An 18,455-nucleotide genomic window follows, 5' to 3' on the forward strand; every position below is an offset into this window, starting at 1 on the left:
GGCACTGAGGTCGGCGCGTTTCTGGATTTGATCACGGGTGCGTGCCAGCTCCGCCGGGTAGCGGCTGAGCAGGCTGTTGAGCTCACGCTTGAAACCGACGCCGGCATCTTCGGCGACGGCTTGTTCAGTGTTCTCCAGGCCCATCATCGCGGCGAAATCATCGGTGTTCGATTCACTGCTGACCGCCACGCCGAGCAGCGGCAGGGCGTCGAGTTGTCCGGCCTGGGTGCGGATGTTGCTGACTTCGCGCTCGACATCGGCGGCCAGTTCACTGCGACCGCTGCTGACCAGTTTGTCCCGGGCCAGCGACAGTTTGCCCAGATGCTGGGAGGCGGCGAGCAGGGGTGTCAGATAGGCCGCATTGCCGCTGGCGTACCGGCTGAGTTGATCCAGGCTGGCGCCCAGTTCGCGTTCGGCTTGCAACAGCAGAGCCTGCGGGTCGCCCGCGAGTTTGCCGGCGGCCAGCAAGTCGGTTTTGCTGAACTCGTTCAGATTCGACAGGCTTGGGCGCAGCGTTTCGGCCAATGCCGGTGGCAATTCCCCGAGTTCCTTTTGCAGGTTGTCGATGGCCTGGCCGGCGCTGCTCAAACGCAGGGCATCGCCGCTGGCGAGGTAGTCCTCGATGTTGCGCGCCACTTCATTTTGGAACTGCTGGGATAAACCCAGGTAACGCTCCATTAATAGATAGGGGCGCTCCAGGGCTTTTTGCGACCACCAGAGCGTGGCGCCAAGGGCCACGCACACGGCGACTAAAAGGAGGGTGTTGAGATTGGTCAGCAGCTTCAGGCGCATCGCGGGACTACCAACGGAAGAATGGTAAGCGCCTGAAGTTATTGCGTTTCTGTTACAGGGTTATGACGGAAGCGCTCGATTGAGATGAAAAAGTGGCACTTTGCTTTGACGCCCTTGCGGCTTGAACACGGTTGCGTCCGGCACCTTTCGCACGATACAGCGCCTCGTCCGCCTGATTGGCCATCAGCAGCCCGTCGGAGTCCTCGCACAGCTCGACCACCCCGGCGCTGAAAGTGCACCACAGATCCTGCGGTTGAGCTGGATAGTGGATTTCGGCAAAGCGCTGGCGGATTTCATCCAGTACTTTCCAGGCTGATTCGAGGTCGGTGTCGGGCATGACGATGGCGAACTCTTCGCCGCCGTATCGGCCGATGAAGTCGGTCTTGCGCAGCCGCTGTTTGAGGAACAGCGCCAGGCTCTTGATCACCCGGTCGCCCATGGGGTGGCCGTGGCTGTCGTTGACTCGTTTGAAATGGTCGATGTCCAGCATGGCAAAGCTCAGCGGCTTGTTCTCGCGACGGGCGCGGAACGAGCAGTCTTCGAGCAATTGCAAAATATGGGTGTGGTTGTACAAGCCGGTGAGGCTGTCGCGGACCATCCGCGCTTTCAGATTGCGTGCTCGTGCCGCGCGGTTGCGCACGGTGGTGATCAGGTGCCGGGGCTTGATCGGTTTGGTCAGGAAGTCGTCGCCACCCTCGCTCATGGCGTCGAGTTGCTTGTCCAGATCGTCCTCGGCCGACAGGTAAATGATCGGCACGCTGACATAACGGTCGTTGTGGCGGATCACCTTGGCCAGTTCAGTTCCGGTGCAGGCCGGCATGTACATGTCGAGGATGATCAGATCCGGCTGAAAATCCGCCAGTTCGGCCATCGCCTGAATCGGCTCGATCAAGGTCCGGGTGACGATCCCCGCACTGTTGAGCAGGCGCTCGGTGTGCAAGGCCTGGGCACGGGAATCGTCGATGATCAGCACTTTATAAGGTTCGTATTGGGCGACGCAGGTCAGGACTTCGATTTTCTCCAGCAGGCTCGAAGCTTCGAGGGTGCCGGTGAGGAACTCCTGGCCGCCGGCGCGCACCGCGGCCAGGCGGGTCGGGGTGTCGGTTTCGTGCAGGCTGAAGAACAATAGCGGCAAGCAATGATCGAGACCTTCCTGGGCTTCGGCGGCCAGTTTCAGGCCGACGCCGGGGCCACTGAAGTCCACGTCCATGACAATGGCTGCCGGCAGGCGCTCGACCATCGAGGAGCGGAACGCCGACACGCTGTCCAGGGATTGGGCGCTGAGCCCGAAGAATTCCAGTTGCTTGGCCAGGCGTTCGGCACGGTCGTGATCCTGCAGCATCACATAGATCGGCTTGCGCAGGGGCGGCAGGAACGTTTGATCGAGTTGATCGCCATGGCGCAAACCGGTGCGCGACAGGCGCTGCATCAAGCGGTTGAGGTCGGTGATCAAACCGCTGCTCAGGCGTCCGCGATTGGCGTCGACAGCCTCCAGCGACTGGCCGATATGACGTGCCAGCTGGATGTGTTCCGGCTGTTCGAAACGTTCGGCGAACCGCAATAGGCGCAGGTTGGCTTCACTCAGTTCCGACAGATCGTTGGTGGACCACTCGCTGCGTTGCAGGCGCTGCCATATCTCAAGTATCTGACGTGCCTGATGAATGACCCGCTGGGCAAAGTGATGCTTGAGGCGCTCGCGGCTGGGATCTTCTGGCTCGGTCATATCCTGACTACTAGTTAGGGTGCACGCTGAGGTCGACTGGTGGCTCTATGCTAGCACCTCTTTTCAATTGCATGAGTGTTGTACGTCAATAATCTGCAACGCAGACGCATTCAGTTTGTGACTGGCGGGTCTTTAATCGGATGTAGATTTTTGTGAAAGGCCCGTTAAACGGGGGGGGTTAGGGGGTTTCCTGCCTACCGATCAAATTCTTTCGAGGGAGTCAGGAGCTTGCTCCGTCAGGTTTTTTTTGATTTTTTTCGGGTCAAATCGAAGACGAATTTCAGATGTCGGTAGCTAAGGGATTCCCCTAGGGGCTATTTTCCGATTCAGACAAAAAACACTGTTTGATCAGCCGCTTCTGATGCTGAATGCGCAAGAGGGCCCGTTTTTCATACCCGTCAGGCGGCTAATTTCCGGCATGAACCCAACGGCGGGTGCCGGGCCGAGGCACGTTGTTGTATGGTTGTGGTCGAACCGATGAACCCAAGAGATTGAAAGGATATCGCCATGCTGGACTGGAAGAACCGCGCCGGTAGCGCGCCTGAACGTGCCGCTGAACCGAAATCGGCTACCCGCAGTTACCTGGGCGGCCTGTTGTTCAGCCGGGCGCTGGCCACGCTGATCGGCCTCTATCTGTTGGTGGCGATCGCTCTGGGTTGGTACTGGAGTCACGAACCCGCGTTGTTTCCGGTGCAGCAGACAGCGCAAATGGCCGCCGAAAAGGAAGGCAAACAGATGGTGGTCGGCTACACCACCGTGGAAACCCTCAAGACCGTTGCCGGTACTTTGCTGACCAAGCAGGGTGGCTACATTTCCAACGATCGCTTCCCGCCAGGCCTGTGGATGGACAACATGCCAAGCTGGGAATATGGCGTGCTGGTGCAGGTGCGTGATCTGAGCCGCGCACTGCGCAAAGACTTCGCCCGTTCGCAGTCGCAGTCCGCCGAGGACGCCGATCTGGCCAAGGCCGAACCACGTTTCAACTTCGACAACAAGAGCTGGGTGTTGCCGTCCAGTGAGTCCGAGTATCAGGAAGGCATCAGTTCCCTGAGCCGCTATCAGGCGCGCCTTTCCGATCCGAACCAGAAGAGCGCGCTGTTCTATGCCCGCGCTGACAACCTGAACAACTGGCTGGGTGACGTCGGAACCCGCCTGGGCTCGTTGTCACAGCGACTGTCGGCCAGCGTTGGCCGGGTCAAATTGAATACGGCGTTGAAGACCGAAGTCGTGGCGCCGGGCGTGGCACCTCAGGTCGACGAAGAAATCGTCGAAACCCCATGGCTGCAGATCGACAATGTGTTCTATGAAGCACGCGGTCAGGCTTGGGCCTTGTCGCACCTGCTGCGCGCCATCGAAGTCGACTTCGCCGATGTGTTGGCCAAGAAGAACGCTACGGTCAGCGTGCGCCAGATCATTCGTGAACTGGAAGCGTCGCAGGAAACGCTGTGGAGCCCGATGATCCTCAACGGCAGCGGCTTCGGTGTGTTGGCCAACCACTCGCTGGTCATGGCCAATTACATTTCCCGGGCCAACGCGGCGGTGATCGACTTGCGTCAACTGCTGAATCAGGGCTGAGCCATGGTCGATAGCTCCATCGATAGCCTGCGCGAGGCCGCCCACCGGGCGGCGTCCGATGCCGAGCAAATAGCCTGGGTCGACGAGCAGGACAACCTGCTCGGCGCCCTGGTCCGTTCCGACCTGCGCGAGCGCGGGCTGATCGGGCGCGGTACCTACATTATGTTGTTCAACTCCGCCGGTGAACTCTGCGTGCACCGGCGTACCCTGAGCAAGGCTATCTATCCGGGATATTGGGACGTGGCGGCGGGCGGCATGGTCCTGGCCACTGAAACCTATGCCGAGTCGGCAGCCCGGGAGCTGGAAGAGGAACTGGGTGTGAGCGGGGTCGAGTTGATCGCCCATGATCATTTTTTCTTTGAAGACACCGGCAACCGTCTCTGGTGTTCGGCATTTTCGGCGGTGTGGGACGGTCCGTTGATCCTGCAACCGGAAGAGGTACTCGAAGCGCGCTTTTTGCCGATCGGGCAAGTGCTGCGGGAAATCGAGGAAAAGCCTTATTGCCCGGACTCTTTGGCGGCATTGAAACGCTATCTGAGGTCTCGCGAGGAAGACGTCGCAAAAGAGCTATAAATTGGCGCCGATTGGCTCTTAGCAATCGGCGTTTTTGCCGTTACACTGCGCGACCTTTTCAAACTGAACCGGTATTGCTTTTCTGTAGGAGCGAGCAAGCTTGCTCCTACAGGTGACCAACCGTTTCAGTAGCGCTGCCCCTGCCTGAGTGGGGCTTCGCGGTCGATGGCGCCTGCCCAGGTTGCCGCGACCAGTCTTTGTCCTCCCAAGAGGATTGCCGGTGGCCAAAAAAGCCGCATCCTTCGCCGCCCTTGGTGGCCTGGTATTTTCCACCGACGCAGGTCGTCATTGCCCGGAATGCAGTAAACCGGTGGATGCCTGCATCTGCAAACAGACCGTTATCCCGGCCGGCGACGGCATCGCTCGCGTGCGTCGCGAAAGCAAGGGCCGTGGCGGCAAGACGGTGACGACCATCACCGGCGTGCCGTTGGCCGAAGACGCGCTCAAGGAGCTGGCGACTACGCTGAAGAAGCGTTGTGGCACCGGTGGAGCGTTGAAAGACGGGGTCATTGAAATCCAGGGCGATCATGTCGAGCTACTCTTGGCCGAGTTGATCAAACACGGATTCAAGGCGAAGAAGTCCGGCGGCTAGCAGCCTCTGTGAAAACCACCTGCGGCTTGATCCGGTCCTGAATGTCTTCAAGACTGGCGTCGTCACCATGGTTTTCACAGAGCCTGTTCATGACCGGTTTCTAAACTCACTGCGGTCGGCGAGGTCTACCCCCTCGTTGACGAACCGTCATTTTCATTCTTTAGACTGCGCCGGCCTGAATCCAGGCGACGCACCATGACTTCTTTATAGGGGACTTCGATGTCCGTACGACGCACACGCAAAGACGATGGCAGCCAATGGACAGTTGCGGACAGCCGCAGTGTTTACGGGATCCGCCATTGGGGGGCCGGGTATTTCGCGATCAATGACGCCGGTCGCGTCGAGGTTCGTCCGAACGGCCCGAGCAGTTCGCCTATCGACCTGTTCGAGCAAGTCGACGAGTTGCGCAAGAGCGGCCTGTCGTTGCCGTTGCTGGTGCGTTTCCCGGATATCCTGCAAGACCGCGTGCGTCAGCTGACCGGCGCGTTCGATGCCAACATCGAGCGTCTGGAATACCAGAGCAAGTACACCGCGCTGTACCCGATCAAGGTAAACCAGCAGGAAGCGGTGATCGAAAACATCATCGCGACCCAGAACGTGTCCATCGGTCTGGAAGCCGGTTCCAAGCCTGAGCTGCTGGCAGTGCTGGCGCTGGCCCCGAAGGGCGGTACCATCGTCTGCAACGGCTACAAGGACCGTGAGTTCATCCGCCTGGCGCTGATGGGGCAGAAGCTCGGCCACAACGTGTTCATCGTGATCGAGAAAGAATCCGAAGTCGGCCTGGTGATCGAAGAGGCCGCCTCGCTCAAGGTCAAGCCACAGGTCGGCTTGCGCGTGCGCCTGTCGTCCCTGGCGTCGAGCAAGTGGGCCGACACCGGTGGCGAGAAATCCAAGTTTGGTCTGTCGGCGGCGCAACTGCTGTCGGTGGTCGAGCGCTTCCGCGCGGCGGGCCTGGATCAGGGCATTCGCCTTCTGCACTTCCACATGGGTTCGCAGATCGCCAACCTGGCGGACTACCAGCATGGTTTCAAGGAAGCGATCCGTTACTACGGCGAATTGCGCAACCTTGGCCTGCCAGTGGACCACATCGATGTCGGTGGCGGTTTGGGCGTTGACTACGACGGTACTCACTCGCGTAACGCCAGTTCGATCAACTACGACATGGACGATTACGCCGGTGTTGTGGTCGGGATGCTCAAGGAGTTCTGCGACGCGCAGAGCCTGCCGCACCCGAACATCTTCTCCGAGAGCGGCCGCTCCCTGACCGCGCACCATGCGATGCTGGTGATCCAGGTGACCGACGTCGAGAAACACAACGACGACGTGCCGCAGATCGAAAACAAGGAAGCGCTGCCGGAAACCGTGCAGTGGCTGGTGGACCTGCTGGGTCCGACCGATATCGAAATGGTCACCGAAACCTACTGGCGCGCCACGCACTACATGAGCGATGTCGCCGCCCAGTACGCCGATGGCAAGCTGACCCTGGCCGAAAAAGCCCTGGCCGAGCAATGCTACTTCGCCGTATGCCGTCGCCTGCACAACTCGTTGAAGGCGCGTCAGCGTTCCCACCGTCAGGTGCTGGACGAACTCAACGACAAGCTGGCCGACAAGTACATCTGCAACTTCTCGGTGTTCCAGAGCTTGCCGGACACCTGGGCCATCGACCAGGTACTGCCGATCATCCCGTTGCATCGCCTCGACGAAGAGCCGCTGCGCCGTGCAGTGCTGCAAGACCTGACCTGCGACTCCGACGGCAAGATCAACCAGTATGTCGATGAGCAGAGCATCGAAACCAGCCTGCCGGTGCACGCGCTGAACGACGGTGAAGACTATCTGTTGGGCGTGTTCCTGGTGGGTGCTTACCAGGAAATTCTCGGCGATATGCATAACCTGTTCGGTGACACCGACTCGGTGAACATCTACCAGAACGCCGACGGCAGCGTGTACCACGCCGGTATCGAAACCCACGACACCATCGAAGACATGCTGCGTTACGTGCACCTGTCGCCGGAAGAGCTGATGACCCACTACCGCGACAAGTGCGCCAGTGCCCGCATCAGTGCCAGCGAGCGCACCCAGTTCCTCGACGCCTTGCGCCTGGGTCTGACCCGTTCGTCTTACCTGTCTTCCTGAGGTAAGCCGCGCTTTCATCAGGTTGTCTGAAAATGTTCCGCCAAGCTGCGGAAATTTCAGATGACCTGGTGCGGCGATTCTTTTTTCCCCAGCGAAACGACCTACGTCCTCGGCTTTTCAAGTCATTGTTCCTCTTTTCGCGTAGGTCATTTCCTAAGTTGTATTTCGCCTCTCTACTCGGCCATGCCTCTCGGCGAAAATCTTCGGCCGTCCCTCCTGTAGAGAATCGCCGATGTTCGATCCAGTCAACGAGCCCGAATTTCGTCTGGACGTAGCAGGTCTGTCCGACGCCTTCGAAGTCCTGGCCTTTACCGGTAGAGAAGCCATCAGCGAGCCATTCGTGTTCGATGTGGATCTGCTGATCGATGACCCCGCACTCGACCTCGCCAGCTTGCTGTACCGCTCGGCCACCTTGCATTTCGGGCCGTCGGGGAACCGCGTTCATGGACAATTGCATGAACTGGTCCAGCGTGACCATGGCTCGACAGTCAGGCTGTGCCATGTGCGCCTGGGGCCGAAACTGGCGTGCCTGGCCCAGCGGTTCAGCCAGCGCATCTTCAGTGCACGCTCGGTGCCGCAAATTCTCGACCAGGTACTCAAGGAACACGGGATAGTCGGTCAGGATCGGCGCTTTGAACTGGACGGTGACTATCCGTTGCGGGATTTCTGCACCCAGTACCGCGAATCGGACCTGCAATTTCTACAAAGGCTGTGCGCCCAGGAACGGCTTCACTACCACTTTGAGCAGCGGGCAGGGGGGCATTGCGTGGTGTTCGCCGATGCCCAAGGGCATTTTCCCGTGGGCGAAACGGCGGTTTTCAGCAGCGACGGCGAACAACCGGCGGTGCGCCGTTTCGAAGTTCGGCGATGCGCCGACAGCGCGCAGGACAATGCCGAATGCCACACGGATCTGACGACATTGCGCAGCGGTCAATTAATGCCGCTGGTCGACCATCCGGTAACCGAGTGGAATCAGCTGTGGCTGCTGACCCATGTCGAGCATCAGGGTGGCCAGGATCCGCTCGTCCCTTACCGCAATAAGGTGCGCGCGATGCTCTGGTCGACACCGTACAAGTCTCGCCATTGCGCGGTGAAACCCAGGATGCACAGCTTGCAACGGGGGTGGGTGGTGAGCGTTGACGAGCCTCAACCGGATCCTTCGCGACCGGTGGCCGTGCAGTTTGACTGGTCGTATCAGGGTGAGGGGGCAACGCCCGGTCACTGCTGGCTGCCGTTGGCGCCGCAGTTGCAGGCAGCCAGTGGTGCACAGTTGGGCGAAGGCGCTGAGGTGGTGGTGAGCTTTATCGAAGGCGATCCGGATCAGCCTCTGATTACCGGGGTCCTTCACCAGCCAGTGCCTGTTGAAGTGCCTGATGCGACGCAGGTGAAGTTTGCCGCTGAGCGCCCGCCTGAAGGGGTTGAGGGCTGGCTGCGTTCGGGGGAGCCTTTGCTGTTGTTGTGTCTGCTGCCCGGTGGAGGGAGCTTCAATCATTGTGCGCAGGCGTTCTGCACCTGCCGGGCGGCCGTACGGCTTGGCCAGAGCGGTGCAGCATGATCGCCGTGCAAACGGCCGATGCGATCGCGCAATGGTTGTTGCTGGATGTCCCGGGTGCGCCACAGGCGGGGATGACATTGAAACACCGGTTTGCCCAGTCCCGGTGCTTCTGGCTGTTCGAAGGCACTGAATGGCACGCGTTGCGCGAACAAGGCCCGATACTGGTCGACCTGCGGACCTGCCCGATGCTGGCCGAAGTGTGCCAGCGCGATACCCAGTACTGGCGGGGTTTGCTGCTGATCAGCGAGGCGTCGACGATGACATTGCTGGCGCACCTGCGGCGCATGCTGACAGTCAGTTTCGGCCTGCACCATCGGGCCTTGCTGAGTTACTACAACCCGCACACCGCCAGTTACTTTTTCGATGCCTGCGACGCCGGTGAACTGAGTCGCTGGCTGGGACCGATCAGCCAATTGCGTTGGTTTGGCGGCACATGGGCCGACCGGGCGATCGGCAGTCAGGGTTGGCAACAACTGCTCAATCCGGGGCTTGCCGTCAATCCTTTGGCCGTCGAGGAAACGCTCAGTCCCCGGCAACGGGAAAAACTGCAAACCTGCCTGTTGGAACAGCATGCCTGGCACTGGAGCCGAACCACCGCGACTGATTACGCCCACCTGTGGAACTGCTTACAGGAAGGGCTGGCGCTGGGTTTCAGTGAACGCCCGGTACTGGATGGCTGGCTATGGTTACGCCTGCAGCACCCTGACGCCGTGGCGGGATCGCCGTTGTCGGGGCGCACGCAACAGGAGCGGCTCGACAACCTGCGCAACCGTTGGCAAAACGATCAGTCATGAGCGCCCCGCCGTCAGTGCGCGTGGGCGAACCAGCCGTCATGGCGACGCAGGCGCCAGGCAATCACGCCGAGGGTCAGGCTGCGCAGCAGCATGAACAGCAGGAAAGTTATCCACAGCCCATGATTGCCGAAACCTTGTAGCGCCCAACCAAACGGCATCAGCAACGCCACCGTCAACAGCATGCCGTTGCGCATTTCCCGAGCGCGGGTGGCGCCGATGAACAGCCCGTCGAGCAGGTAGCTCCAGACTGCGATCAGCGGCAGCGCGGCGAGGTAGGGCAGGTAGATGAACGCGGTGTCGCGCACGCTGGCAATGTCAGTCTGCAACTCGATGAACAAATGCCCGGCAAACAGAAACAACACCGCAAACCCCAGGCTGGCCAGCAACGACCAGCCGCAGGCCACCACCAGCGAACGGCGCAGGGCATCACGATCGCGCGCACCGATGGCATGTCCGCACAGGGCTTCCACGGCGTGGGCCAGGCCATCGAGCGCGTGGGCGGTCAACAGCAAGCCATTGAGCAGCAGGGCGTTGGCGGCGACGGTGGCATCGCCCAATCGCGCGCCTTGCACGGTGATCAGAAAAAATACCGATTGCAGGGCCAGGCTACGGATGAATATGTCGCGATTGACCGCCAGCAGTGGACGCCAGCTCTGCCACAGCCCCAACGCAGCCCAGACGATATGGCCTGGGTAAGCGCGCAGGGCCTGGCGCGTCATCAACAGGCCGATCAGGGCGCCGGTCCACTCGGCGATCACCGAAGCCCTGGCCGCGCCGACCACGCCCCATTCCAGACCGAGAACAAACCACAGGTTCAGGGCAATGTTCACCAGATTGGTACTCAACAAAATCACCAGCGGCGCGCGGGCGTTTTGCGTACCGAGGAACCAGCCTACCAGTGCATAACTGGCCAGCGCCGCGGGCAGGCCGAACAACCGTGTGTGGAAGAAATCGCGGGTCATCTGGTCCAGCTCCGCCGACGGCTGCATGAAATGCAGCGCGACCCCGCTTAACGGCACGCCCACGGCACCCAGTACGATGGCCAGTCCCATGGCCAGCAGCAGGCCCTGCAACAGAATCTGCCGCAACGCGGCGCCATCTCCGCGCCCGGCGGCCTGGGCGGCAAACCCGGTGGAGCCCATGCGCAGAAAGCCCATGGCCCAGGCCAGAAAGGTATACAGGCTGGCCCCGACCGCGACGGCTCCGAGTTGATGGGCATGGGGAAGATGACCGATGACGGTGCTGTCGACCAGTGCCACCAGCGGTACGGAAATGTTCGAGAGAATCATCGGTGCAGCCAGCGCCCAGACCCGACGATGGGTAGGACGGTCGCGCCAGTCGGCTATCAGGTTGGACATGCAGGCTCCTTGGGGGAGCGGGCATTGTAGCGACACATTAAGAGTCTGCCGCGATCCATTGTGGGGGCGAGCAGGGTTGTAGTGGTGTTAGTGAATGATCCAGCTGAGCAGCCACAACCCCAGCATCAACCAGATGAGCCCCATGATGAACGATGCATTCATGAACGCGCGGATCGCCGACCACAGCAGCACCAGTCCAATGATCAGCGTAATGATGCTGACGATCGAGGTGTCCATGCCCAGCGTGCGGGCCAGACCTTCGACAAAGTTGCTGCTGGCACGGCTCAGCAGTTCGAACAGGCCGCTGAGGGCGTCAACGATGAAACGGATGACTGAACCGAGGACCTGGCCGAGCCATTCGAAAAAACCTTCTACCTGCATGGAATGAGCGTCCTGATGAATTCGAGTGTTGGGCCACTGAGGGCGGTGGCGAGTTCCCCCACAAGCATAGAGCGTTGCACACAACCTGTGGGAGCGAGCCTGCTCGCGAAGGTGGCGGAGCATACAACATTGATGTGTCTGACCCTCCGCCTTCGCGAGCAGGCTCGCTCCCACAAAAACAGGCAGGTCGTTCAACGGTTGTCACTTGCCTTCATTCGCCATCCCCCCGAAGCTATACGCCTTCAGGAGAGCCCGATGAACCTTGTTGAATTGACCGAACGCCTGCATGCCATCCGTGACCGCAATGACTGGCAGCCCTTTCACAGCCCGAAAAACCTGGCCATGGCCGCGAGTGTCGAAATGGCCGAGCTGGTGGAGATTTTCCAGTGGCTGACCGAAGACCAGTCGCGGCAATTGCCGGCGGACAAACTGGCCCATGCCGGGCAGGAAATCGGCGATATCGTGCTTTATCTATTGCTGCTGTGCAGCGAGCTGGGCCTGGATATGAATGAGGTGGTGCGCAGCAAACTGGCCGACAGCGAACGGAGGTTCAGCTGATGAGCGACCGTCATTTCGATCAACTGGCAACGCGCTTCGCGGAAAAAATCTACGGCGGCGCCAAAGGCGCGATCCGCCTGGCGGTGCTGCAGGCCGATCTGGCCGAAATCCTGCCGGACCGGCCGCTGCGGGTCCTGGATATCGGCGCCGGCCTGGGTCATATGTCGTTGTGGCTGGCCGAGCGCGGGCATCAGGTGACCTTGGCCGAGCCTGCTGAGCCCATGCTTGAAGGCGCCCGCCAGCGTTTCGCCGAGGCCGGGCAAACGGCAACGTTCATTCAGGCGCCGTGGCAGGACCTGCTCGGCCAACTCACCGAACCCTATGATCTGGTGCTGTGCCATGCCGTGCTGGAATGGCTGGCCGAGCCCCACGCGATCCTGCCGGTGCTGCATCAACTGACCAAGGCCGACGGCTGGCTGTCCCTGGCATTCTATAACCGCGATGCGTTGATTTATCGCAACTTGCTCAAGGGCCATTTCCGCAAGATGCGCAAGAACGACATGGCCGGCGAGAAGCAGAGCCTGACCCCGCAACAACCCCTGGATCCACGGGAATTGGCGGCGCAACTTGAAGGTTTGTGGCAGGTCGAAACCCAGAGTGGAGTGCGGGTTTTTCACGATTACATGCCGGTGGAATTCCAGGCCCGCGCCGAGCTGCCGGATTTGCTCGAAATGGAACTGGCGCACCGCCGTCACCCAAGCTTTGCCGGGCTTGGGCGTTACTTGCACTGGATCTGCCGGCCGGTTTGATCGGAGCGCGAAATGAAAAGTCGTTCAGGGTTGTTGGTGATCTGTCTGGGTCTGGCTGCCTGCCAGGGCAGCAACCCGTATGTGGCGTCCTCCAACCCCATCCCACCGGCACCGCCGCAGGCGGCCAACACCTTCGACCGCAGCGCTTACCCGGCGCCGCCCCGTGACTATGGGCGCTATCGCAGTTGGGCCTGGCTCAATGGTCACCTGCCGCCAGGTACTGCGTGGGCGGACTCGGCGCAAGTCGCCGAAGCGGTCAGCAATGCCCTCGATCAGCGGGGCTTGCGCCCGTTGCATGACAATCGCCCGGCAGACCTGTTTGTCAGCGCCGACCTGCGTCTGGAAACCCGCTTGCGCCAGGTCCGGGACGACTACGGCTATTACGGCGGTTACGGCGGCTACAACCGCTATGGGTATGGCCCGGGCTACGGCATGTACGGGAGCGTGCCGATCGTGCGCACTTATCAGGAACAGGTAGTGGTGGTGCAGGTGGAAATGTTCGATGCACAAAGCGGTCAACCGGTGTGGAGTTCCAGTGCTGAAACCAGCAGGCGGGGCACTCAGAGCCAGCAAGCGGATGCCATCCGGGAGGCTGTGGAAAAGGCGATGTCGGCGTATCCTCCAAGTTAACTTCTGCAGATAAGAAGCGTTTCACAGGTTCATGTCTTCAACCGGAGAACCATCATGTTCCGCCGTCTCGTTCTACTGGCAGTGGCCGCGCTGCTCAGTGCCTGCGCCGCCAACCAGGTCAATCATGACTTTGATGCCAGTCGCGATTTTGCTGCCTATCGCAGCTGGAGCTGGAAAGAACCCGCCCTGCAATATCGCCCCGATGATCCACGGATCAAGAGCGACCTGACCGAGCAACGGGTGCGCCAATCGGTGGCCGATCAACTGGATCAGCGCGGCCTGCGCCCGGCCGGAGGAAGTGCCAAGGGTGATTTGAATGTGCAAACCTATCTGATTGTCGAAGAGCGCCAGCAACAGGTGACCACCAACTATGGCGGCGGCTGGGGTAATCCGTGGTACGGCTACTGGGGCGCGCCGATGTACAACGAAACCCGCAACATCAGTTACAAAGTGGCGACCATCCAGATCGACCTGCTCGACAGCAAGGACGGCAAACTGGTGTGGCGTGGCAGTGACGAACAGATACTCAGCCGCACACCGAATCCTTCGGACCGCAGCAATGCGATACGCGAAACGGTCACGCGGATATTGGCCAACTATCCACCCCGCTAAACACGTCATTCACTAACACCACCTATTTTTTGTGGGGGCGGCGATTCGATTTGCTTGCGAAGGCAGAGTGTCAGGCAATATTTATGTCCACTGACGCGCCCCTTCGCGTGCAAGCCCGCTTGTGTCTTGCATGGGATACAGACTGAAGAGGAGTACGGGATGTCGCGTCAGTAACTTGCCAACGTTCGAATCGGGTTCTAATGTCAGCGCTTAGTCCACTTCGGGTGTCGTCTATGAACTCTCCTGCACTTCCACGCCAACAGCTTCTTCTGGTCGATGACGAAGAAGTTGCATTGCTTGGTTTGGCGGGGTTGTTGGAGAGTGAGGGTTTCATTTGTTTTACCGCCTCTTCGGTCAAAGCGGCGTTGCTGCATCTGACGCTTCATCCGGACATTGCACTGGTCATCACCGACCTGCGCATGCCCGAGGAGAGCGGCATGTCGTTGATCAAGCGGCTGCGCGAGCATACGTCGCGCCAGCATCTGCCGGTGATCGTGATGTCCGGGCACGCGGACATGGATGATGTCAGTGACATGTTGCGCCTGCAGGTGCTGGATCTGTTTCGCAAGCCGATCTATCACGTGCGGTTGCTGGAAACGTTGAACAACCTGTTTCCACAACCTGTAGGAGCGAAGCTTGCTCGTGAAGGTCGTGAACGATAACGCATGAATTCAGATACCTTGCGGTGTTCTCAGGTTTTTTCGCGAGCAGGCTCGCTCCCACATTGGATCTCCAGTGGCCAATCGATTAAATGTGGGGCAAGCCTGCTCACGAAAGCGATCTGACAGGCACCCGTAGTGCCCCTGTCGAAAGATCAGGCAAGGGGCCGCCAATGCCCGACCATGTGCTCCAGATCCCCGTCCCCGATCAATTGCAGTTCGCCACTGGACCCCGACGCGCTGGCCAGTAGCGCCACACTGCTTGGCAGGCGCACCGGTTTCTTGAATTGCACCGCGATCTCGATGTTCGCCGCCGGTAAATGATCCTCCAGCGCGGCCAGTGTGCGCGCCTTGTTCCATAACCCGTGGGCGATGGCCGAAGGAAAACCGAACAGCCTGGCGCTGGCCGCACTCAGGTGAATCGGGTTGTAGTCCCCGGAGACCCTGGCGTATTGGCGGCCAATGTCCGAAGGTGCTTTCCATTGGGCGATTTGTGTCAGTGTCAGCGATGAAGCCAGCACCTCTTCGACGGGCTCGCCCTCAAGCTTGACGCCGCGACAAAGCATCTGGCTCTGTGCCTCCCATAGCGTCCCCAACTGATCATCCAGGGTCGTCACCAGATCGAACGTCGCGCCCTTGGCATGGGGTTGAAGGTTCTGCACGTTCACGCCGATCCGCGCCCGATTGAGCCCGCCCATGGGGCGCAGCACACGGATGCGATTGCTCAGGTGAATCAGCCCCAGCAACGGAAACGGAAAGTCTTTGGCGGTGAGCAATTGCATCTGCAAGGCGAAGGCGAGGATGTGGGGGTAGGTCGGTGGCAGCAGGCTGTTGTCATTGAATCCGCACACTTTGCGATAGGCCGCCAGGCGCTTGGGCTCGACATCGACCCAGCAACGCAACCCCGAATCGGGCAGGGTGGTGCCGGTGATCCTGCGCCGCGTCGCGGCTTTCGCATACAACGCCGGCAGGGCGGGTTCGCGAGTGAGTGTGTGCCAATCAGTCGTCATGCCTATGCCCCCAGAACACTTTGCCCACAGACGCGCAAGGCCTGCCCGGTGAATGCGCCGGTGCCCGGTTGCGCCAGCCAGGCCACCGCTTCGGCGACGTCCTGCGGCAGGCCACCCTGGCCCAGCGAGCTCATGCGTCGCCCGGCTTCGCGCAAGCCGAAGGGAACCCGCGCGGTCATCTGGGTTTCGATAAAACCGGGGGCCACGGCGTTGATGCTGATGCCCCGTTCCTGCAGCAACGGTGCCCAGGCTTGCGCCAGGCCAATCAACCCGGCCTTGCTCGCCGCGTAGTTGGTTTGCCCGCGATTGCCGGCGATTCCGCTGATTGATGCCAGCAGAATCACCCGACCGTTGTCACGCAGCGTGCCGCTGTCGAGCAGGGCCTGGGTCAGCACTTGCGGGGCGTTGAGGTTGACCGCGAGTACCGCGTCCCAGAAATCCGGGGTCATGTTGGCCAGGGTTTTATCCCGGGTGATACCGGCGTTGTGCACCACGATATCAACGCCATCGGGCAACTGTTCGAGCAATTGTGCGGCAGCGTCTTCGGCGCAGATGTCCAGCGTGATGCTGCGCCCGCCGAGGCGTGCGGCGAGGGCTTCGAGATCGTTTTTCGCCGGTGGCACGTCGAGCAGGATGACGTCGGCGCCATCGCGGGCCAGGGTTTCGGCGATGGACGCACCAATGCCCCGCGCCGCGCCGGTGACCAGTGCCTTGCGCCCGGCCAGCGGACGGGTCCAGTCCGTCACCTGGGTGTCGCAGGGGGTCAGGCGAATCACCTGCCCGGAGACGAAAGCGCTTTTGGGCGAAAGGAAAAATCGCAGCGGGCCTTCGAGTTGATCTTCGGCGCCTTCATCGACGTAGATCAGTTGCAAGGTGCCGCCGCTGCGTAGCTCCTTGGCCAGCGAACGGCTGAAACCCTCCAGGGCACGCTGGGCGCTGGCGGCGAACGGGTCGCTCAAGGTCTGCGGATCACGCCCGAGAATCACCAGGTGTGCGCAGTGATCGAGGTTTTTCAGCAGTGGCTGGAAAAACTCGCGCAGTTGTTTTAGCTGGTCGGTCTGCTGCAAATCGCTGGCATCGAACACCACGGCTTTGAGTTTCGGGCCGTGGCCGGGAATCCATGCCGTGGCCATCGAAGGGTCAGTGCCGTAGCTGTAGATCGCGTCGGTCAGGCGGTTGGCGAACGCGCTGACTTTCTCCGCCAGCGGCCCGCCACCGATCAGCAATGCACCCTCGACCGGACGCAGCCGGCCGGCCTGCCAGCGTTCCAGGCGTACCGGCGATGGCAGGCCTGTGGCTGTGACCAGGCGATGTCCGATGGACGAGTTGGCGAAGTCGATATAGCGGTCAGACATGGAACGCGCTCCGGTAGCTGGGATTCAAAGTGTGGACCATGAATGGCGATCAGTCGTTCGATCCACGAGATAAGGCCTACGCTTGTTCAAAGCAGATTAGTTTGTCCCGGAATTTTCAGGCTCGCTCCCACAGGGATCGGTTCAAATTCGAGGAATGTCATCAGGAGTTTTTCATGACTCAACTGCGCCGCGTCGCGATCATCGGCGGTAACCGGATCCCTTTCGCCCGTTCCAACGGCCCGTACGCCACCGCCAGTAACCAGGACATGCTCACCGCCGCGCTCGAAGGCTTGATCGAGCGCTACAACCTGCATGGCCTGCGTATCGGCGAGGTGGTCGCCGGAGCGGTCCTCAAATTGTCGCGGGACATGAACCTGACCCGCGAGTGCGTACTCGGTTCACGACTGTCGCCCTCGACGCCTGCTTATGACATTCAGCAGGCCTGCGGCACCGGGCTGGAAGCAGCGCTGCTGGTGGCGAACAAAATCGCCTTGGGCCAGATCGAGTGCGGCATTGCCGGAGGTGTCGATACCACCTCCGATGCGCCGATCAGTGTCAGTGAGGGTCTGCGCAAGATCCTGCTGCAAGCCAACCGCGCTCGGAGTACCGGCGACAAACTGAAAACCTTCCTGCAATTGCGCCCCCGTCACCTGATCCCTGAATTCCCGCGCAACGGCGAACCGCGCACCGGTTTGTCCATGGGGCAGCATTGCGAGTTGATGGCCCAGACCTGGAACATTTCCCGTGAAGCACAGGATCAACTGGCCCTGGAAAGTCATCAGAAACTGGCCGCGTCCTACGCCGAGGGTTGGCACAACGATTTGATCACGCCGTTCCTCGGCCTGACCCGTGACAACAATCTGCGCCCGGACCTGACCCTGGAAAAACTCGCCTCGTTGAAAACGGCGTTCGAGAAAAGTGCCAAGGGCACCCTGACCGCCGGCAACTCCACGCCGCTGACCGATGGTGCGTCGCTGGTGCTGTTGGGCAGTGAAGAGTGGGCCAGGGAACGCGGCTTGCCGATCCTCGCCTATCTACGTGATGGCGAGGCGGCGGCGGTGGATTTCGTCAACGGTGCCGAAGGCTTGTTGATGGCGCCGGCGTATGCGGTGCCGCGGTTACTGGCGCGTAACGGGCTGACGCTGCAGGACTTCGACTACTACGAAATCCACGAAGCCTTCGCCGCGCAAGTGCTCTGCACGCTGAAGGCCTGGGAAGATCCGCAGTACTGCAAAAGCCGCCTGGGCCTCGACGCGCCGCTGGGCTTGATCGATCGCAGTCGACTCAACGTCAAAGGCAGTTCACTGGCGGCGGGCCATCCGTTCGCTGCCACGGGTGGGCGCATTGTTGCCAACCTGGCGAAGTTGCTGGATGCGGCGGGGAGGGGGCGGGGACTGGTTTCGATT

Annotated in this window: 17 protein-coding genes; 12 read left to right on the plus strand and 5 right to left on the minus strand. The window is 60.7% G+C overall.

All coding sequences use genetic code 11. From position 1 onward, the window contains the following. Positions 1 to 844: 844 nt before the first annotated feature. On the minus strand, positions 845 to 2,515 hold the full coding sequence (gene gcbA / locus FFS64_RS22025) for a diguanylate cyclase GcbA (protein ID WP_137807158.1): 1,671 nt from the start codon (positions 2,513 to 2,515) through the stop codon (positions 845 to 847). 507 nt (positions 2,516 to 3,022) lie between these two features. Here gcbA and FFS64_RS22030 point away from each other — a divergent pair. From FFS64_RS22030 to FFS64_RS22055, 6 genes are all read left to right on the plus strand, one after another. Next, positions 3,023 to 4,090, plus strand: coding sequence for a DUF2333 family protein (locus FFS64_RS22030; RefSeq protein ID WP_137807159.1), 1,068 nt, complete (start codon positions 3,023 to 3,025; stop codon positions 4,088 to 4,090). Positions 4,091 to 4,093: 3 nt separating this feature from the next. Then, the gene (locus tag FFS64_RS22035; protein ID WP_137807160.1) at positions 4,094 to 4,663 is read left to right on the plus strand and encodes an NUDIX hydrolase; all 570 of its coding nucleotides are present in this window, start codon (positions 4,094 to 4,096) and stop codon (positions 4,661 to 4,663) included. 220 nt (positions 4,664 to 4,883) lie between these two features. Continuing rightward, entirely contained in the window at positions 4,884 to 5,255 is a 372-nt protein-coding gene (locus FFS64_RS22040) for a translation initiation factor Sui1 (protein ID WP_041068080.1), read from the plus strand. Positions 5,256 to 5,474: 219 nt separating this feature from the next. Then, positions 5,475 to 7,388: an arginine decarboxylase gene (gene speA / locus FFS64_RS22045; RefSeq protein WP_137807161.1), complete on the plus strand. Its 1,914-nt coding sequence runs from the start codon at positions 5,475 to 5,477 to the stop codon at positions 7,386 to 7,388. Between the two features lie 232 nt (positions 7,389 to 7,620). Continuing rightward, a complete protein-coding gene (locus FFS64_RS22050) occupies positions 7,621 to 8,943 on the plus strand; it encodes a type VI secretion system Vgr family protein (protein WP_137807162.1) in 1,323 nt (440 codons plus the stop codon). After that, complete coding sequence (locus tag FFS64_RS22055; RefSeq protein WP_137807163.1) at positions 8,940 to 9,737, plus strand: DUF4123 domain-containing protein; 798 nt, start codon at positions 8,940 to 8,942, stop codon at positions 9,735 to 9,737. Before FFS64_RS22050 ends, FFS64_RS22055 begins: the two co-directional genes overlap by 4 nt. A gap of 11 nt (positions 9,738 to 9,748) precedes the next feature. On the opposite strand, the gene FFS64_RS22060 is transcribed toward FFS64_RS22055, so the two are convergent. Together FFS64_RS22060 and FFS64_RS22065 are read right to left on the minus strand one after the other, a co-directional pair. Beyond that, on the minus strand, positions 9,749 to 11,095 hold the full coding sequence (locus FFS64_RS22060; protein WP_137807164.1) for an MATE family efflux transporter: 1,347 nt from the start codon (positions 11,093 to 11,095) through the stop codon (positions 9,749 to 9,751). 87 nt (positions 11,096 to 11,182) lie between these two features. After that, positions 11,183 to 11,476, minus strand: a complete 294-nt coding sequence (locus tag FFS64_RS22065; RefSeq protein WP_137807165.1) for a hypothetical protein — start codon at positions 11,474 to 11,476, stop codon at positions 11,183 to 11,185. A 255-nt stretch (positions 11,477 to 11,731) separates the two neighbouring features. Between FFS64_RS22065 and FFS64_RS22070 the strand changes: the two genes are divergently transcribed. From FFS64_RS22070 to FFS64_RS22090, 5 genes are all read left to right on the plus strand, one after another. After that, a complete protein-coding gene (locus FFS64_RS22070; protein WP_137807166.1) occupies positions 11,732 to 12,034 on the plus strand; it encodes a MazG-like family protein in 303 nt (100 codons plus the stop codon). Further along, a complete protein-coding gene (locus FFS64_RS22075) occupies positions 12,034 to 12,783 on the plus strand; it encodes a methyltransferase domain-containing protein (protein ID WP_137807167.1) in 750 nt (249 codons plus the stop codon). Before FFS64_RS22070 ends, FFS64_RS22075 begins: the two co-directional genes overlap by 1 nt. A 12-nt stretch (positions 12,784 to 12,795) precedes the next feature. Continuing rightward, positions 12,796 to 13,413 carry a DUF4136 domain-containing protein gene (locus FFS64_RS22080; RefSeq protein ID WP_137807168.1) on the plus strand — a complete coding sequence of 206 codons (618 nt, stop codon included), beginning with the start codon at positions 12,796 to 12,798 and terminating at the stop codon, positions 13,411 to 13,413. 54 nt (positions 13,414 to 13,467) lie between these two features. Continuing rightward, positions 13,468 to 14,025 (plus strand): DUF4136 domain-containing protein, encoded by a 558-nt coding sequence (locus FFS64_RS22085; RefSeq protein ID WP_137807169.1) that lies wholly within the window; start codon positions 13,468 to 13,470, stop codon positions 14,023 to 14,025. Positions 14,026 to 14,258: 233 nt separating this feature from the next. Beyond that, the gene (locus tag FFS64_RS22090; protein ID WP_137807170.1) at positions 14,259 to 14,687 is read left to right on the plus strand and encodes a response regulator; all 429 of its coding nucleotides are present in this window, start codon (positions 14,259 to 14,261) and stop codon (positions 14,685 to 14,687) included. Between the two features lie 152 nt (positions 14,688 to 14,839). On the opposite strand, the gene FFS64_RS22095 is transcribed toward FFS64_RS22090, so the two are convergent. Then, positions 14,840 to 15,694, minus strand: a complete 855-nt coding sequence (locus tag FFS64_RS22095) for a MaoC/PaaZ C-terminal domain-containing protein (protein WP_137807171.1) — start codon at positions 15,692 to 15,694, stop codon at positions 14,840 to 14,842. 2 nt (positions 15,695 to 15,696) lie between these two features. Beyond that, positions 15,697 to 17,049, minus strand: coding sequence for a 3-oxoacyl-ACP reductase (locus tag FFS64_RS22100; RefSeq protein WP_137807172.1), 1,353 nt, complete (start codon positions 17,047 to 17,049; stop codon positions 15,697 to 15,699). Positions 17,050 to 17,222: 173 nt separating this feature from the next. On the opposite strand from FFS64_RS22100, the gene FFS64_RS22105 reads away from it, so the two are divergent. After that, a partial coding sequence (locus tag FFS64_RS22105) for an acetyl-CoA C-acetyltransferase (protein ID WP_137807173.1) occupies positions 17,223 to 18,455 on the plus strand: 1,233 nt, incomplete at its 3' end.

Source organism: Pseudomonas sp. G(2018), from assembly GCF_005502415.1.
In the GTDB taxonomy this organism is placed as follows: Bacteria; Pseudomonadota; Gammaproteobacteria; order Pseudomonadales; family Pseudomonadaceae; genus Aquipseudomonas.

Excerpts from the sequence above, each read along its gene's own strand:
- FFS64_RS22060 (WP_137807164.1), bottom strand. The coding sequence starts at position 11,095 with ATGTCCAACCTGATAGCCGACTGGCGCGACCGTCCTACCCATCGTCGG.
- FFS64_RS22080 (WP_137807168.1), top strand. The coding sequence starts at position 12,796 with ATGAAAAGTCGTTCAGGGTTGTTGGTGATCTGTCTGGGTCTGGCTGCC.
- FFS64_RS22090 (WP_137807170.1), top strand. The coding sequence starts at position 14,259 with ATGAACTCTCCTGCACTTCCACGCCAACAGCTTCTTCTGGTCGATGAC.
- FFS64_RS22035 (WP_137807160.1), top strand. The coding sequence starts at position 4,094 with ATGGTCGATAGCTCCATCGATAGCCTGCGCGAGGCCGCCCACCGGGCG.
- FFS64_RS22075 (WP_137807167.1), top strand. The coding sequence starts at position 12,034 with ATGAGCGACCGTCATTTCGATCAACTGGCAACGCGCTTCGCGGAAAAA.
- FFS64_RS22095 (WP_137807171.1), bottom strand. The coding sequence starts at position 15,694 with ATGACGACTGATTGGCACACACTCACTCGCGAACCCGCCCTGCCGGCG.
- speA (WP_137807161.1), top strand. The coding sequence starts at position 5,475 with ATGTCCGTACGACGCACACGCAAAGACGATGGCAGCCAATGGACAGTT.
- FFS64_RS22100 (WP_137807172.1), bottom strand. The coding sequence starts at position 17,049 with ATGTCTGACCGCTATATCGACTTCGCCAACTCGTCCATCGGACATCGC.
- FFS64_RS22050 (WP_137807162.1), top strand. The coding sequence starts at position 7,621 with ATGTTCGATCCAGTCAACGAGCCCGAATTTCGTCTGGACGTAGCAGGT.
- FFS64_RS22065 (WP_137807165.1), bottom strand. The coding sequence starts at position 11,476 with ATGCAGGTAGAAGGTTTTTTCGAATGGCTCGGCCAGGTCCTCGGTTCA.
- FFS64_RS22030 (WP_137807159.1), top strand. The coding sequence starts at position 3,023 with ATGCTGGACTGGAAGAACCGCGCCGGTAGCGCGCCTGAACGTGCCGCT.
- FFS64_RS22085 (WP_137807169.1), top strand. The coding sequence starts at position 13,468 with ATGTTCCGCCGTCTCGTTCTACTGGCAGTGGCCGCGCTGCTCAGTGCC.
- gcbA (WP_137807158.1), bottom strand. The coding sequence starts at position 2,515 with ATGACCGAGCCAGAAGATCCCAGCCGCGAGCGCCTCAAGCATCACTTT.
- FFS64_RS22070 (WP_137807166.1), top strand. The coding sequence starts at position 11,732 with ATGAACCTTGTTGAATTGACCGAACGCCTGCATGCCATCCGTGACCGC.
- FFS64_RS22055 (WP_137807163.1), top strand. The coding sequence starts at position 8,940 with ATGATCGCCGTGCAAACGGCCGATGCGATCGCGCAATGGTTGTTGCTG.